17 protein-coding genes are annotated in these 15,079 nt (G+C 66.0%); 6 read left to right on the top strand and 11 right to left on the bottom strand.

Annotation, left to right across the window (positions count from 1 at the left end):
- Window positions 1-83: 83 nt before the first annotated feature.
- The 3 genes from DDF62_RS24750 to DDF62_RS24740 are packed head-to-tail and all read right to left on the bottom strand — an operon-like array spanning window position 84 to window position 3,875.
- Entirely contained in the window at window positions 84-1,628 is a 1,545-nt protein-coding gene (locus DDF62_RS24750) for an ATP-binding protein (RefSeq protein ID WP_116491594.1), read from the bottom strand.
- An 8-nt stretch (window positions 1,629-1,636) separates the two neighbouring features.
- Entirely contained in the window at window positions 1,637-2,437 is an 801-nt protein-coding gene (locus DDF62_RS24745; RefSeq protein WP_116491593.1) for an alpha/beta fold hydrolase, read from the bottom strand.
- A gap of 31 nt (window positions 2,438-2,468) precedes the next feature.
- The gene (locus tag DDF62_RS24740; RefSeq protein WP_425267073.1) at window positions 2,469-3,875 is read right to left on the bottom strand and encodes a methyl-accepting chemotaxis protein; all 1,407 of its coding nucleotides are present in this window, start codon (window positions 3,873-3,875) and stop codon (window positions 2,469-2,471) included.
- Between the two features lie 164 nt (window positions 3,876-4,039).
- Between DDF62_RS24740 and DDF62_RS24735 the strand changes: the two genes are divergently transcribed.
- Window positions 4,040-4,531, top strand: a complete 492-nt coding sequence (locus DDF62_RS24735) for a MarR family winged helix-turn-helix transcriptional regulator (protein WP_116491591.1) — start codon at window positions 4,040-4,042, stop codon at window positions 4,529-4,531.
- Between the two features lie 354 nt (window positions 4,532-4,885).
- Window positions 4,886-5,890 (top strand): LysR family transcriptional regulator, encoded by a 1,005-nt coding sequence (locus DDF62_RS24730; RefSeq protein WP_243410579.1) that lies wholly within the window; start codon window positions 4,886-4,888, stop codon window positions 5,888-5,890.
- On the opposite strand, the gene DDF62_RS24725 is transcribed toward DDF62_RS24730, so the two are convergent.
- Entirely contained in the window at window positions 5,865-6,320 is a 456-nt protein-coding gene (locus tag DDF62_RS24725) for a Rid family hydrolase (RefSeq protein ID WP_116491589.1), read from the bottom strand. The two genes, DDF62_RS24730 and DDF62_RS24725, sit on opposite strands and share 26 nt — an antisense overlap.
- Window positions 6,321-6,517: 197 nt before the next feature.
- Here DDF62_RS24725 and DDF62_RS24720 point away from each other — a divergent pair, with 197 nt between their 5' ends.
- Complete coding sequence (locus tag DDF62_RS24720) at window positions 6,518-7,132, top strand: helix-turn-helix domain-containing protein (RefSeq protein ID WP_116491588.1); 615 nt, start codon at window positions 6,518-6,520, stop codon at window positions 7,130-7,132.
- A gap of 196 nt (window positions 7,133-7,328) precedes the next feature.
- Here DDF62_RS24720 and DDF62_RS24715 read toward each other — a convergent pair whose 3' ends face one another.
- Together DDF62_RS24715 and DDF62_RS24710 are read right to left on the bottom strand one after the other, a co-directional pair.
- Window positions 7,329-7,763, bottom strand: coding sequence for a GNAT family N-acetyltransferase (locus DDF62_RS24715; protein WP_116491587.1), 435 nt, complete (start codon window positions 7,761-7,763; stop codon window positions 7,329-7,331).
- 58 nt (window positions 7,764-7,821) lie between these two features.
- Window positions 7,822-8,742 (bottom strand): 3'-5' exonuclease, encoded by a 921-nt coding sequence (locus tag DDF62_RS24710; protein ID WP_116491586.1) that lies wholly within the window; start codon window positions 8,740-8,742, stop codon window positions 7,822-7,824.
- A gap of 116 nt (window positions 8,743-8,858) precedes the next feature.
- On the opposite strand from DDF62_RS24710, the gene DDF62_RS24705 reads away from it, so the two are divergent.
- Entirely contained in the window at window positions 8,859-9,110 is a 252-nt protein-coding gene (locus tag DDF62_RS24705) for a hypothetical protein (protein WP_116491585.1), read from the top strand.
- A 402-nt stretch (window positions 9,111-9,512) separates the two neighbouring features.
- Here DDF62_RS24705 and DDF62_RS24700 read toward each other — a convergent pair whose 3' ends face one another.
- Both DDF62_RS24700 and DDF62_RS24695 read right to left on the bottom strand, forming a co-directional pair.
- Entirely contained in the window at window positions 9,513-9,986 is a 474-nt protein-coding gene (locus DDF62_RS24700) for a nuclear transport factor 2 family protein (protein ID WP_116491584.1), read from the bottom strand.
- Window positions 9,987-10,066: 80 nt separating this feature from the next.
- A complete protein-coding gene (locus tag DDF62_RS24695) occupies window positions 10,067-10,309 on the bottom strand; it encodes a hypothetical protein (RefSeq protein ID WP_116491583.1) in 243 nt (80 codons plus the stop codon).
- 356 nt (window positions 10,310-10,665) lie between these two features.
- Here DDF62_RS24695 and DDF62_RS24690 point away from each other — a divergent pair, with 356 nt between their 5' ends.
- On the top strand, window positions 10,666-10,971 hold the full coding sequence (locus DDF62_RS24690; protein ID WP_116491582.1) for a hypothetical protein: 306 nt from the start codon (window positions 10,666-10,668) through the stop codon (window positions 10,969-10,971).
- Window positions 10,972-11,442: 471 nt separating this feature from the next.
- Here DDF62_RS24690 and DDF62_RS24685 read toward each other — a convergent pair whose 3' ends face one another.
- Complete coding sequence (locus tag DDF62_RS24685) at window positions 11,443-12,048, bottom strand: response regulator (protein ID WP_116491581.1); 606 nt, start codon at window positions 12,046-12,048, stop codon at window positions 11,443-11,445.
- A 339-nt stretch (window positions 12,049-12,387) separates the two neighbouring features.
- Between DDF62_RS24685 and DDF62_RS25905 the strand changes: the two genes are divergently transcribed.
- Window positions 12,388-12,732: a DUF1016 N-terminal domain-containing protein gene (locus DDF62_RS25905; RefSeq protein WP_208866936.1), complete on the top strand. Its 345-nt coding sequence runs from the start codon at window positions 12,388-12,390 to the stop codon at window positions 12,730-12,732.
- A 244-nt stretch (window positions 12,733-12,976) separates the two neighbouring features.
- Here the strand turns inward: DDF62_RS25905 and DDF62_RS24675 are convergent, their stop codons facing one another.
- Window positions 12,977-13,903: a HEPN domain-containing protein gene (locus DDF62_RS24675; protein WP_116491580.1), complete on the bottom strand. Its 927-nt coding sequence runs from the start codon at window positions 13,901-13,903 to the stop codon at window positions 12,977-12,979.
- 465 nt (window positions 13,904-14,368) lie between these two features.
- On the bottom strand, window positions 14,369-15,037 hold the full coding sequence (locus DDF62_RS24670) for a hypothetical protein (RefSeq protein WP_133244990.1): 669 nt from the start codon (window positions 15,035-15,037) through the stop codon (window positions 14,369-14,371).
- Window positions 15,038-15,079 lie beyond the last annotated feature (42 nt).

Genomic DNA, 15,079 nt, shown 5'->3' with positions numbered 1-15,079 from the left:
ACTCCAAAGCCTCAGGGGCCAACCGCTTGACGGTCCTGCCAGCGCCAATAGCAGCCGTTGGCGCACTTCCATAAACTGGACCTTCAGTCCCTAAACTGGGAAGACAGCGTCTTCTGGATGCCATTGAGCAGGGCGGCGGCGGAAATGGGCTTGGCGATATGCGAATCTGCGCCAGCCTCAAGGGCCTCGGCGCGGTGGTGCTCCATCGCGTTGGCGCTCAGGACGGCGATGGGTGTTCTGCGGCCTTGAAGTCCACTCGCCTCCTCCGCCCGCATGGCGCGGATAGCTGTTAGACCGTCCATGACCGGCATCTGCATGTCCATCAACACCAAGTCGAAGTCCTGACCGCGCCAAGCGTCAAGCCCCAGCGCTCCGTTCGCCGCGATGGTGAGGTCGATCTCCGCCTGCTCCAAGATCATCTGGACGACCCGCTGATTGATCTCGTTGTCTTCCACGAGCAGCACGCGCAAGGCGCGCTCCAGGTCGGCCGGCGTTTCGGGGCGATCTGATGCAGCCGGATCATCGACCGCTTGGACAGGGATCCGTGCGGTGAAGGCGCTTCCCTCCCCGATCGCCGAACGGGCGCTGATCGATCCGCCCATGGCCTCGACGAGGGCCTTGCTGATCGACAAGCCCAGCCCGACGCCGCCGACGCGCCGGCTGATGCCGGCATCGACCTGGTGAAAGGGCTCGAAGAGAGCGTCGGCCTGATGCGGATCGAAACCGATCCCGGTATCCCGCACTGATAACACCAAGGTTGGCGCGTCCTCGGCGATTTCCACCGTCAGCTCAACACGCACCACGCCTTGCTCGGTAAACTTGATCGCGTTGGACGTGAGGTTGGTCAGTATTTGTCTCAGCCGCACCCCGTCCCCCAGGAACGTCCGGTCCAGGCCAGGCCCGCTGACGACCTCGAAAGCCAGCCCTTTGGCGCGCGCGTTGAGCGCGGCGAGATCCAGGACACCGCGAAGCTCCTCGTCGGGTCTGAAGGCGCCGATGCTCAACGCGAGCCCTGACGCCTCGACCCGTGAGATTTCCAGTATGTCCCCGACCAGCCGCTCGAGGGTTACGGCGGAGGCCTCGATCAGCGCGACCATCTCCCTCTGCTGGGGCGAGAGAACGGTGCGACCGAGCGCGCCGACGACGCCAATGACGCCGTTCAGCGGCGTGCGGATTTCGTGGCTGATATTGGCCAGGAAGTCTGCTTTCACCCGCAGGGCGCTCAAGGCCTCCTGCCGCGCCTTGGGCACTTCAGCCTCGTAGGCGCGGGTGGCCACGGCCTGGCTGATCGCCATGTGGATGGCGCCGGGGCGCCCGTGGGCGTCCCGCGCCTGCGCGGCGTTGATCATCACGGGCACGCGCCGCCCGTCAGAGCGCGCGAGGTCCAGCGCGATCTCCTCGACTCGGCCAGCCAGGGCCAATTGCGCCTGCAAGCGGCCTTGCACAAAGATCCGGCTCGCCACGCTCAGGAGGGCGGTGAACTTCAACCCGTCGGCAAGCGCCCCATCCGCCAAGCCCACCATCTGCAGGAAGTAGGCGTTGGCCGACCTGATCGTCAGCTCCGCATCCAGGCTCAGCAGGCCGCAAGGCGCGAGATCATAGAACTCTTCGGCGGGCGGGAGAGGCATAGAGTCTTTCAGGCCGTTGCGGCCGGAGCGCCCGCGAGAAAGGCGCGCATGGCGTCGAGGACAGCGTCGGGCGCCGTAAGGTGGGGGCTGTGCCCCGTCGCCTGCAGAACGACGCGCTGGCTGCCAGCGATCGCCTCATGAACGAAGGCGCCGACGGTTGCGGGTGCGAGCGCGTCGTCGCTGCACTCGATGAGTAGGGTCGGGGTCGAGACGCTCCGGCAATCCGAGCGATGATCTGAAAGAAAGGTCGCGCGGGCGAAGTCCTCGGCGATGACCGGGTCGATCCGGCACACCTTGTCACGCCACTCGGCCTGGAAGCCGGCATCGCCGACCACGGCCGGGGCGAGCGCAGACGACCAGTCCAGCTGGTTCTTGGCGAGCAGCTCGATCAGATCCTCAAGGTCCGCCTGATCGAACCCGCCGCCATAGCCTTCGTCATTAGCAAAGCGCGGCGAGGCGCAGATCATGATCAGGCGACTGAAGAGGTCAGGCCGACGGATCGCCGCCAGGGCGCCGATCATGGCGCTTACCGAATGGCCGACGAAGACGACCTCGCGAAGCCCCTGGGCCTCGCAGATCTCGATCACGTCCTCGGCATAGCCGGCCAGACCAGCGTATTTCTGACGTTGGTAAGCGCTGACGTCAGAGTCTCCTGCTCCGACGTGATCGAACAGAACGACCTTGTCGGCGAGAAAGTGCGGGGCAACCAGCCGCCACATGGACTGATCACAGCCATAGCCGTGGGCGAACATCAGCGTCCGCGATCCCTCGCCCTCAATGGTGACGTTGTTGCGACGCTGAACGTTCATAGACGAAGCGAGCCCTGGGTTGCCCGAGCGGTCACGCGGCAAGGTCCCGCGACCACTGGGTCGTCCGGGTGCGCGCGCCGGTCTCAAAGCGCGACATCAGGCGGGCAAGGTGCCGGCTTTCGCTCTCGATGTTGGCGGCGGCGGCCGTGGCTTCCTCGACCATCGCCGCGTTCTGTTGCGTGACCTGATCCATCTGATTGACGGCCGCATTGACCTGGTTGAGGCTCGCGGCCTGTTCTTGCGCCGAGCGCGAGATTGCGCCGATCAGTCCGTCGATGTCCGTCACCTTGTCGACGATCTCGCTGAGCGCCTGACCCGTTTTCGTGACCAGTTCCACGCCGTGCGTCACCTGTTGGCTGCTGGTGGAAATCAGGCTCTTGATCTCCTTGGCCGCTTCGGCTGAACGCTGAGCCAGGGCGCGGACCTCCTGGGCGACGACGGCGAAGCCGCGACCGGCCTCTCCCGCGCGGGCAGCTTCCACCCCGGCGTTCAGCGCAAGGAGGTTGGTCTGAAAGGCGATCTCGTCGATCACCCCGACGATCTGGCCGACCTGGCCAGAGCCCTGGGCGATCGCTTCCATCGCGAGGATGGCGTTCCGCATCACCTCTCCCGAAGCGCTGGCGTCGCTCTTGGCGTGCGACGCGGCGAGGGAGGCTTGGCGAGCGCCGTCGGCGCTCGTCCGCACCGTTGCGGTGATCTGATCGAGGGCCGCGGCTGTCTCCTCGAGACTGGCGGCTTGCTGCTCTGTGCGGCGCGACAGGTCCTCGGCCGCGCTGGCGATTTCACCGGACCCTGCCTGCAGGTTGTCCGTGGTGTCGGCGATCGCGCCCATGGCTTCAGCGAGACTGTTCACCGAGCTGTTGAAGTCCTGCTTGATACGGTCGAAGTCGCCTGAGAAGTCCGCCTCGATGCGCGTGGTCAAATCGCCGCTCGCGAGTCGTGCGAGGCACGACGCCAGGGTCGAGACCACGCGGCTCTGCACTGCTTCGGCGCGATCGCGTTCGGCGAGATCGGCCGCTTGTCGCCGCCGCGCTTCGGTGATGTCGTTCGCGAACTTGATAATCTTGTAGGGCTTGCCTTCCGCGTCGAACACGGGGTTGTACGTGCCCTGGATCCACACCTCCGCTCCGCCCGCGCCGACCCGGCGAAAAGCGTCGGCGAAGAACTCACCGGCCCGAAGGCGCTCCCAGAAGCGGGCATACTCCGCGCTTGCAGCATCCTCCGCAGCAACGAACAGGCTGTGATTTCGGCCGCGGATGTCCTCGAGCCGATATCCCATCGTGGCCAGGAAATTCTCGTTAGCGTCGATGATCGTGCCGTCCAGCTCGAACTCGATCACCGCCTGGGAGCGACGAACCGCCGCGACGATCGCCTCCAGCTCGGTGACTCGTTCGCGAAGAGCTCTCGCCTGCCTGCCGTCGATGCCGAACATTCCGATCTCCAAAACAACGAATGGAGCCGGTTTAAACGGCGATGCTTAAGACATGATTATATCGACTTTGATATTTTCACTTTCGGCAGATGCAACTCCGCGTTAACGTTGGCGACCTATCTCTGCCTCCCATCGAGTCCTGTGGACCGAAGTTAGGGCGAGCGTCCGCAATGCCATCCCCCACCCCCTCGCCAACGCCAAGTGCTCAGGCGGCCTATGACGAACTGCATCTCGACAAGCAGCTATGCCTAGCTCTCCAGGTGGCGAGCAGTCTCGTCACCAAGATCTATCGCGGCTTGCTTGAACCCCTGGGCCTGACCCATCCGCAGTATCTGGTCCTCATTGCTCTGTGGGAGCGGACTGAGCGTACCAGCATGGGCGACCTGCGCCGCAGCCTTTGCATGGATACCGGCGCGGTGACGCCGCTCGTCAAGCGGATGGAGACCGCCGGCCTGCTGCGCCGCGTGCGTGACGAGGTCGACGAGCGCAGGGTGTGGGTCGACCTGACGGACGCCGGCTGGGCGCTGCGAGACCAGGTTCTGCAGGTGCGGCGCGGTGTCGTCGACCGCCTGCCGCTATCTGCGGAACAGATCGCTGCGATGCGGTCGAGCCTGCAGGCGCTAAATGCGGACATGCTTGCGGCGGCGCCGCCGATACGCTGAGCCCAAGTTTATTGCTCCGGGGTGGTGAAGTGCGCCAACAGCCGACATTAGCCCACCGCCAGGAGCACGACGTTCAGGTCGCCGGCGGTCGGGTGAGATCGAGCCTTGGCGCACATACAGGTGTTCATCGCCCGGTGCTCCACGCTTGGCGTCGCCGCCGCGAAAGTTGTTTTTGGCCTTGGCTAGCGCGATGGAGAAGTTCGGGGCCGGCGGCAAAGTCGGACCCGCATCACGCCTAATGGGGTGTCGTATCAGACCTGCAAATCGCGCTACCGGCGTCTTGGCCAAATAGACCATTTAGTTTCGGGAAAGCCCGACCATACAGCAGGCGCTGAAGTCGCTTGATGCGGAGAGTTGACGACGACCGAGCCTGAGCAAACGCCCCGCATGGGAGACCCAATCAGCAAGCTTTCTTGGGACGACCTGCGCATTGTCCGCGCGATCGCCGAGACAGGCGCGCTCGCGGCCGCTGCCCACATGCTGGGCATCAACGGCTCGACCATCGCGCGCCGCCTGTCGAGGGTCGAAGAGGTGCTTGGCGTGGCGCTCTTTGATCGGCGCCGAACGGGCTATGTCGCCACCGCGCAGGGCGAACAGATCGTCGCCTTGGCTGGGCGGATGGAGTTGGACGTGGTCAGCGTCGCGCGGCGGGTTTCCGGCCATGCGCAGGGTCATGCGGGCGATCTCAGGATCACCACGAGCGACTCGATCCTGCTCTACTTCCTCACGCCCATGATCGCCTCGTTCCAGGCCCAGAACCCAGCGATCCGAGTTGAGGTGAACGTCGGCAATGGTGCGATGAACCTGGCGCGTGGTGAGGCGGATATTGCGATCCGGGCCACCGAGGCTCCGCCTGAGAACCTGTTCGGGCGGAAGGTCGCCACGATCGCCTGGGCCCCGTACTCGGCGTGTGCTGGTTCGATCGGCGGCGACCGTCCCATCGCCGAGCGTCAATGGGTGTCGTACGGTGGAAGGCTTTCGGGCCTGAAGGCGGCCGACCTGGTCGGGACCCGCGTTCCAGCCGACAGCATCGCCTACCGCACCGACTCGGTCGCCGGCGCGGCGGCGGCGATCGCCGCTGGCCTGGGCGTGGGATATCTACCTTGCATGCTGGGCGACCTGTCGCCGGATATCGAAAGGGTGGGACCAATAGAACCGGCGCTCAGCGACGACCTCTGGCTCCTGACCCACCCGGATATCCGCCGATCTGGCCGGATCTACGCCTTCATGAGCCATTGCGTCGAAACGATCAGCCGGCAGCGCGATCTCGTCGAAGGGCGTCTGGGCGACGCCTGCGATCCGCGTGCGGCGCCCGACGGACCTTGGCGTCCGCTCAGATTTCCGGCAGCACCGCGGTAAAGGTGATCTCGATCAGCTGCTCGGGGAAGGCCAGCCGCGTCACGCCGATCAGGTTGCTGGCGACCTGGGGGCGCGCGACGTCGTAGGCCTCGCCACGAACCTTGGCCGCGACCGCGAAAGCAGCGTCTACGTCGAGAACGAAGAGCGTTTCCTCGACCACATTGTCCAGGCTGGCCCCGAACTGCGCCAAGAGCCTGGCCGCATTGGCGTAGGTGGTGCGCATCTGCGCTTCCATCGTCGAAAAATCGGCCGGCTTGCCCTGTTCATTCAGCGCCGCCGGCGCGACCAGCTTGCCGTTGCTATCGTGGCTGAGCTGGCCGGAGACGCGGATGATGTTTCCAACCTTGATCGCTTGGGCGTAACCGTAAGCGTCCTCCCACGGCACACCCAGATAGGCGGCTTCCTTCTTGATGAACGCCGTGCTCGTCATACCCATCTCCTTGCATTCCCGGCGTCCCGCTACGGGGCCGGTCAGCAAGTGATGGCAAGAATTCGGCGCATCTCTCAAACTGCATTTATGCAGAATTGGTCGCGCCGAAATGCCGTTGGCCAGAAGTGCGGACGCTCCCTAACCACTCTTTCGACGGGAGGCGGCTGGCCTCGCCTTGACTGAAAGCGTAGGTCGCCATGATCGCTGAATCTCTACCTCTTCGCACATCGACGCCGGGCGCATTCGAGGCCACGCAGCGACCCTTCTCGCGCCCGGTCATAGACGAACGCTGGCTGGATGGGGCGCGGCCGGGCGCTGTTCAGGGGCAGGCCCCAGATCTGGCGACGATCGACCTCCTCGTGCGCGAAGGCCTGGAGCGTCTCGAAGACGACATGTCGGCAGCCCGCCGTTACCTGGCGGCCGCGCGGCGTCTGCTGTCGCCTGACGATGCCTGCCGCCCCGGCGGCCTCCTGCCTTGGCAGGTCAGGCGTGTCGGCCGCTACATCGACGAGCGGATTGAACGCCGGATTACCTTGGCCGAGGCGGCGGATCAGGTGCGGCTGAGCACGAGCCATTTCTCCCGCTGCTTTCGGATCAGCTTCGGCTCGCCATTCACCAAGTATGTGACGCGCAAGCGTATCGAGCGTGCACGCTGGTTGATGATCACAGGGGACCAAAGCCTGGGCCAGATCGCGTTAACCTGCGGGTTCGCCGATCAAGCGCACTTCACCCGCGCCTTCACCCATCTAACCGGAGAGGCTCCGGGCCGGTGGCGCCGACAGGTGACGGAGGTCGAGCCTCTGGACCAGTGAGCCTGACCACACAATAGGCCCGGAATACGCGGGAGCCCTGAGACCTGAGACGTCGTGATGTCCGCGCGATTTCTCTACGAGCGACCCAAACGTCCACCCATAACCTTTCCCTGCCGATCCTAAGGCCCGCGTTGCCGGCCGGGCAGCGCCAACCTACGCCACTTGAACACGGTGGATGTGCATCGGTCTGGCCGGGTTAGAGGGTTCTGCCCATGGTCTGGCAGTAGGTTTCGAAACCCCATTTGCGCCAGAAGCTGACCGCTATCTCGTTGGCAGTGGCCACTTCGATCTCAACTCGCGTGAGGCCGCGGCCGGCCAGCCAATTGCAGAGGGCGCCTAGGATCATTTCGCCGACGCCGCGCCGCCGATGGCTGGCGGCGACGTCGAGGTCGGAGATCAGGCCGTGTTCGATGGGCTCGAAATAGGCGGGGCGCCGGCGAAGCTGGCAAATGCCATAGCCGACGATCTCGCCGCCGGCTTCGGCCACGACGACCGCGGCGTTGTTTGCCGCCATGTGCTCGGCCAGGAAGCGCTCGAAGGCGATGTAGCCGTCGGCCTTGGGTGTGAAGATCGGATGTCTTTGCGCGCGCTGGGCCATGGACGTGCGCCACAGGGCCACGATCGGCTGGATGTCGGCTGCTTGCCCCTCGCGGACGTCAGGTCTTCAGGCGGGCGAGGGCCTTTCGTCATCAGGCTCGCTCCGAGAACCGCTCGAAGGCGGTGATCCGGCGTGGGGTGAGGCCAGGATCGTAGCCGTAGATCTCCTGGGTGAGGAAGAGAAGTTCGGCCTCGCGGTCGGATTCGGCGACGTCGGTGTACCAGGCCTTGGGGCCGGCGACGTCGTCGCCGTTCCAGCGATAGCCGCGGGCCTTGAGCTTGTCCTTCTGCTCGAAGGGGGAGTTGGTGGCGGTGATGCGCCAGGTCGGGGCGCGGGCGGCCTGGAGAAGGTGGGCGAGAGCCGTGCGGCCGTCGGCGAGCGGGCGGGCCAGGATCTCCAGGCCGGCCAGGCAGTCGTTCTCGGCGCGGTGGCCGTCGAAGAAGAAACCACACCGGCTGGCCAGGTGGGAGAGCTTGGTCCCTTCGGCCCCCTCCCCTCTCCAGTCGATCTGGCTCATGGAGCAGGCCCAGCCCTTGAGCTTGAAGGCCTCGGTCAGGCGCTCGACGATCGGACGGTCGAAGGCGGCGTTGTGCGCGATGACGATGAGGGCTGGTGCGATGAAGGCGGCGACCTGGGCGGGATCGATCGCCTGGCCATCGACCATGGCGTCGGTGATGCCGGTGATCTTGGTCACCTCGGCCGGGATCGGCTTGGAGGGCTGGTGGAGGGCGATGAACGGCTCGTGGACGGCGCAGAGGCGGCCCTCGGCGTCGTAATCGAACGGGACCATCGCCAGTTCGATGATCTCGTCCTTGCGGGTATCGGTGCCCGTGGTCTCGGTGTCGAGGAAGATCCCGCGCTTCAGCGTGGCCGGATCAGCGCCGGCGTGCAGGGTGCAGCCCTCGAACCGGCGCAGCAGGCGATAGCGCCCGCTGGCCTCCAGCTGGGCGGCCATGGCCTCCAGGGCGGCGAGGTCGGGCTGATCCAGGGCTGTGGGCGGGGCGTTGGGCATTGGCGTCCGGAAGATTCGTCGCGCCATCCTGCCACACCGCCGGGGGGCTTGTGGACGACGGGCGGATGAGGATGATCGGGGTCCGGGGGCGGCTCTGAACATAAGGCGCTAGGCGGGTGGACGATCAGCAGGACGAGGCCGACGCGTTGCTGGCCCGGATCATGATGGTTCGCGACGACCTCAAGGCTGGCCGCCTGACCCTGGCGCAGGTGGAGGCCTATCGCCGCCTGGGTCGCACCGTCGATCGGATCACGCGCCAGATGGACGCCGCCGCCGATATCGAGGCGGCTACTGCGCTGTGGCGGGAAGGCGCCGAGCTGATCAGGACCTTCCTGGCCGAGCACTTCGAGACCCCGACCTGTCACTGAGCCCGCGCCGGCGTCGGGGCGGTGACCGGCGTCCGCGCCATGAACACCTCGTGCACGCGCCAAGAACGCCTCGTGCACGCGGCGGGAACGGTCGTCATAGATCGCCCGGGCCTTGGGCTCTTCGCGGCGCCACCGGAAGAAGCCTTCCAGGACCTCGTTTAAGATCGGGATCGTCCAGAGGATGCGCAGCCAGGCGATCGCTTCCTCGCGTTCGGTCCGGTGGAGGCTTTCGGCGGGGCGGGTGTCGGACTGGTCGCCGGACTGGGCTCCTCGATCCGGGCGTTGAGATCACGCTTGAAACGTGCGCTGACGCCTTGAACGAACGCCCAGACAGCCGCCTGGACCCGGGGGCGGCTCAATCCTCTGTGTCGCGCGAGCCTGGTCCGGCGCCGGGGAAAATCATCAGGGCGCGGCCGCGTGGTCGATGCTGAAAGTCCGGGCCATGCGCCATTGGCCGTCGGCGCCCAGCTTCCACAGGATCGAGAACCGCGCCGTGCCGGCCAGGCGCTCGGGTCCCTCGCCCTTGCGCTCATAGAAACGGTGAGCGCCCTCCTCGACCGCGCCGAAGCCGGGAATGGTATGGACTTTCAGCGTTTCGGGGACCAGCTCGCGCCGGGAACGCCAGGCGTCCGGGGCGCGCTTGGCCGCGCAGCTGCTGGCGTAGTCGTCCACGAAGGCCTTGCGGTCCATCGCCCCGCACTTGTCGTGGTAGAACTCCATGTCCTCGGTCACCAGGGCCGCCAGCGCCTCCGGATCGCATTGGGCGAACATGACGTCGAACAGGGCCGCGTCGCGTGCGGCGATAGCCTGGGTCAGCGCCGGTTGAGGAGGGACAGAGACGGCCGCGGCGGCCAGCGCGGCGAGGAAGGCGAGCATCCAGGGCTCCTTGGGATCGGCATAGTCATCAGCCCGACCTGGATCCCGCATCCGCCGCGGTCTGTCGCGTGAATTCGCCGTTACGAACAGGGGATCGCCCACGGTGTCTCGGACGGGTCTTTCCACGACGGCCTGGCGGCGGGGCGTCGGTAGGTCGCCACGTGGCGCTCGCCCTGCCACACCGAAACCGCCATGGCCGAGGCGTGATCGTTCAGCACCTGGACGGCGTGCTCCAGGGCGGCGCCGTCATTGGCCAAGTTGGCCATGACGAAGGTCAGGCAAGCGCCGTCCGGCAGACGGGGATAGAACAGGAAAACAGCCATGGAGACCTCCCGCGGCGTCAGGCGGGAGCGTGGGGCAAAGCCAGGTCTCTCAGCCGCCGACGCCCGTGGATCGTGGCCGACGATGCGGCGACCCTAGGCTGCGTGGCTCCAGGATGCGAGCGCGAGCAGGGGAACGAATTGTTACAGCCGTGAGGTTGGGAGCGCGAGGCGTCCCGCCTGCGGCGGCCTGGCTCCAGGCGGCGGGGCCGCCCCCAGCCCCTCTCCTGAAGGCTTGGCTCAAGCTCTGGCCTTGGCGATCGCTGATCGCGGCCCCGATGTGCGGCCAACTTGGGGTCGTGAGCTGTTGACTCTTCGGCGCTCCGGAATGAGAACATTTCAGGAACACGGAGATTGTCATGCCCACCCAACGCGCCGGCCGGCGCGCGAGCCCGCACGCGCCTACGCCGGAGAGGATCGTCAGCCGCGAGATCGTGAAGCTGCGGCGCGTGCGCCAGTATGGCGGCGCCGACCCTGGCCGCACGCTGATGTTCACCTTCGAGGGCGGCACGCGCCGCGCCCAGCGCAGCCGCGACAGCTTCATCGACAAGGAGCGCGTGCCCGACTTCGAGGGAGAGGAGGCCTGGTTCGAGGTCGAGCAGGTCAGCGCCAGGCCTTGGTCGTTCTGGCGGGCGGTCAGGCGGTTAGAGGGGCCGGGAGGATGAGGGGGCTGCTGGTCGCCTGAGCCTGCGGGCGGCCTGGTCGGCCCTGGGCGGCATGCCCATCGCCCGGCGCCAGTCCGGGTCGCGCTTCTCCGCCTTGTGCAGCCTGTCGTGGCAGGCGGTGTGCAGGAGGCGAAGGTGCGACAGGCAGATCTCCGCCTTCCGGGGCGCGGTCGACAGGCAGGGACCGCAGTCGAGAATCCGGGTTCGGAGTGACGTCGCAGCCCTGGCGATGCGCCTGACGTCGACATCCGGTCTTCCGTTTCATGATCCAACCACACCGTCAGGGGGACGGGGGGGGCGCGAGCGGCCGGGCTCCAGGCGGGCCCCTCCCCTGCGGCTCGGTCGGACTGGACGGCGGGGCTAGGGTTGCCGTGGGTCCCTCGATCCGGGCGTTGAGATCACGCTTGAGAGGTGCGCTGGCGCGGATGTGGCCGTGGCCTGATCCTGGTCCGGTTGGGCGAGCGCCCAAGCCTAAGCCGTATGGGGAGGCGGCGCGCGATGCAGGTGTGGGGCGGCGGGGTTGCGGGTCAGGGTCGGTCCAAGGAGCCTCTCGGCGGCCTCGACGACCTGGCCGCCCATCACCGGCTTGCAGACATGGTCGACGTGGCGCCAGCGCGGCGGCAGGACCCCGGGGTCATAGCCGGTGATGAACAGGAATGGCGCGCCTTGGGCCTCAAGGGCTTCGGCCACGGCGTAGGACGGTCCCTCGCCCAGATCGAGGTCCACCAGGGCCGCATCCGGGTCATGGCGGCGCAGATGCGCCAGGGCCTGGGCCTCGTCGCCGGCGCAGGTGACCGCAAAGCCGGCCCCGCGCAGGGACAGGCTGAAGGCCTCGGCTTGGAAGAAGCAGTCCTCGACCAGAAGGACCGCGCCCCGGGATGGCGACGTGAAACCGCCCTGGCCCACGGCGCCGACGGGGCGCTCGCCCTGCCACACCGACACGGTCTCTGCCGAGTCGTGGTCCGCCAGGACCAGGGCGGCGTGGCGCAGGGCCTCGGCGTCGTCGGCGAGGCTGGCCGTGACGAAGGTCAGGCAGGCGCCGTCATGCAGTCTGGGATAGAACAGGAAAACGGCCATCGAGACCTCCCGCGTCGTCAGGCGGGAGCGTGGGGCAAGGCCTAGTCTCTCAGCCGCCGGCGCCCATGGATCGTGGCCGACGATGCGGCGACCCTAGCGGCGATATCGCCGTTATGCGAGCTCTAGCAGAGGAACGAATTGTTACAGCTGTGAAGTTGGGACCGCGAGGCGTCCCGTCTAACTGCGGCCGGCTCCTAAGGGCGGGGCGGCCTCGAGCCCCCCTCCCCTCTCGCGCGCGTCTGGCGGCCGTGATCTTGGTCAATCGCGAGCTCGTGCAGCTCTACTAGTCGGTCGGACGAGTGTGCTCACGCGCCAGGCGCGTGAAGGCAGGAGGGCAAGGTGATCGATCGCTTAGCGACGGACCTGCTGGCCGAGTTCCCGAAGATGAAGGGCTTCTCGCCGCGAAACCTCAAATATATGAGGAGTTTCGCTGAAGCCTATCCCGACTTGGAATTTGTGCAGCAGGTTTCTGCACAATTGCCCTGGGGTCATCACATCAAGCTGCTGGACAGTGTTGCAGAGCCGGCCGAGCGCCGGTTATACATCAAACAGGCGGTCGAGCTTGGTTGGAGCCGTAACGTTCTGGCCAGCCAGATCGACAGCGATCCCTTCCACGGCAGGGCAAGGCGCTCACCAACTTCCATCGGGCCTTGGCCTCGACGACGACCGAGACGCTGTTCCTGAAGCCCGCGACGTCGGGCAGGAAATCTTCACCCTCTTGAAGGCCATAACGTCGATCTCCCCCTACGCTGCATCGGCGCCGGGGTGGAGCCAGCGGTGTGGTGTTGCGGTCATGGTGGACCGTCAGGGCGTCCCGCCTTCGGCGGCCGGGCTCCAGGCGGCGGAGCCGCCCCGAGCCCCCTCCCCTCTCCGGTTCGGGGTCTCGGCCCGTTCGGGTTGCGATCCCTGACGCGGGAATGCCGAGAGCTCAGCTTTCCTCTTCCGCCGCCTTGGCCAGTTGTGTCAGGCGCTGGTCGCAGACGGCGCGGACCAGGCCGATCAGGGTCTCGGCGGTACGTTTCAGGTGCTCGAGTTCGCTGGACGTGATCTGGTAGGTTTCCTGGTTGTAGCGGGCGTCGACATAGGCGCGCTTGAGCTTCTCGAACGGCTTGCGCTGTTCCCGCGTCTCGCGCGGCCAGGCTGACACGAGTGATGGCGCTTTGGCTTCAGCTAAGCTGCGAAGAAATTTGATGTTATGCGAGCGTGGCGCGTAGAAGCCGGTGACGAGGAGTGCACCGACATATGCTGCCTCGACGGCTTTATGCAGATTGAACGCGGCATTCTGGGGCCAATCCAAGGTCTGGCCGTGAGACATGCAGTAGACGGCTGTTTCAAGCGACGTCCGCATCGAGTCTGACTGCATCTTGTTGTACCGCTTGGCCAGTTCGAGCGCCGCGACCGGCGAAAGTGGCTTCGGCCGATGGAAGGTATGGCCCGGGACCTCGTAGAGCACGATGCCCTGCTCGATCACTTCCCGGAAGAAGTAGAGCCCGGCGTCGAGCCCCTTGTTGATGTCGTCGAGGTCGTTGACCAGCAGGTTGACGATGCGGCCGATGGCCGGGTCGTGTAGGATCTTCTGCTCGGTCTCGTACCAGTACTCGGCGATGTCGGTCAGCTTCTCGTCGCTGACCACCACCAGGATGTCGAAGTCCGACAGGTAACCGTTCTCGGGCTCGTCGACGAAGTCGCCGCGCGCATAGCTGCCGAACAGGATGATCTTGTGGATCTTGGCGTAGCGGCGCCAGGTCGAGGTGCCGCCGGCCGTGGCCGTCTCGAAGCCGCGCAGCAGGTGGCCGGTGATGGCGGCCAGCTCTTCTTGCTGGCGGTCAGGCAGGTGATCGAGATTCGACTTCATCGGACTTGGAGTCTCGCCGAGCGAGCCTTGGCGGACAAGGGGTTTGCGCAGGATCGCGCGGCGTGGAAGGGACGGGAAGCCGGGCGTTGAGAACACGTGAACCACGTGCGCCGCCGCCTTTAGCCCGAGAGCCTGTACAGAGCGACGACCGCCCGGCCGGGGCGCGCCCTTGCGAGCGCCCGACCCTGGCCTCGCCGGCGGACCGTCGAGGATGATCGACGTTAGGTTGTGTTTCGCCGGGCGCGCAATACCCCAATTCTAGGGGGTTTGGGGGAGGATCGGGCGGGCGGCGCCTGGACGGTGGGCCTAGCAGCGTCCTCATGATCGGGGACATTGATCGCGTTGTCCGAATGCATGTAGCGGGCGGATCGAACAGCCGTCGCCGCGATCGGCGTCCAGCTCGGCCATTGCCGCGAACAGCCGGTGGATGGGTCTGCTAGGGGTGGGGAGCGGACGCGCCTGCACCTATGGCAGGTTACGACTGTTCATGATCAGCACAGCCTTCTGCGCCACTTTGAAATCACGGTCGAGGTCGGGTGCTCCAGTCATTTCAGAGGCGCTGAGATAGTTCGCGACCTCTTCAACAGAGGCGCCAGCGCTGAGCATCGAAAACACCCGATTTGCATAGCTGTCGTACTCGTCAGCGGGGAGATGCGGCATCATGCCAATCGGGTCCCATTCATCCCGAAGCAGCCGCATGATCGCGTGCAGTGCGGAGAGTTTCGGCTCAAGTTCGACTGAACCGCCCTCAATGGCCTTATGGCCGGACCGCCGAGTTGATGATCGAGGCTCGCCGCGACCGTCGCGCAGGCCGTCCAAGATTTCCTTCCTGACAAATTCGAGGGAAGGCTCCCAACCAAGGTCAGCTTCGATCTTCCCGATGCATCCCCAGCAGTCACCGCCACAATCGCCGGAAAGCGGATCATCGTCCCGACTCAACTGGCGTCCGCACATCGCGCAACGATTGCTCCGGGGACTTGGCACGTGCGACTCGAAGAGCCCCATCCATTTGAACCATTTTGCGAACATGGCGGGACTATCGAGCGCCAGACCAATGTCCGCAACGGGTCGAGGCTGTGCGAAAACTCGGCCGCTCTGCTCGAAGGTGCTGGCGCGGCGGAGTCGTCGCGGCATCTTCTCAGGTTCGGATCGCCGCCATCAGCGGCTGGGCGCCCA

The sequence above is a fragment of the Caulobacter radicis genome (assembly GCF_003094615.1).
GTDB classification, from domain to species: Bacteria; Pseudomonadota; Alphaproteobacteria; order Caulobacterales; family Caulobacteraceae; genus Caulobacter; species Caulobacter radicis.
This window is presented reverse-complemented; position numbering and strand designations above follow the sequence as displayed.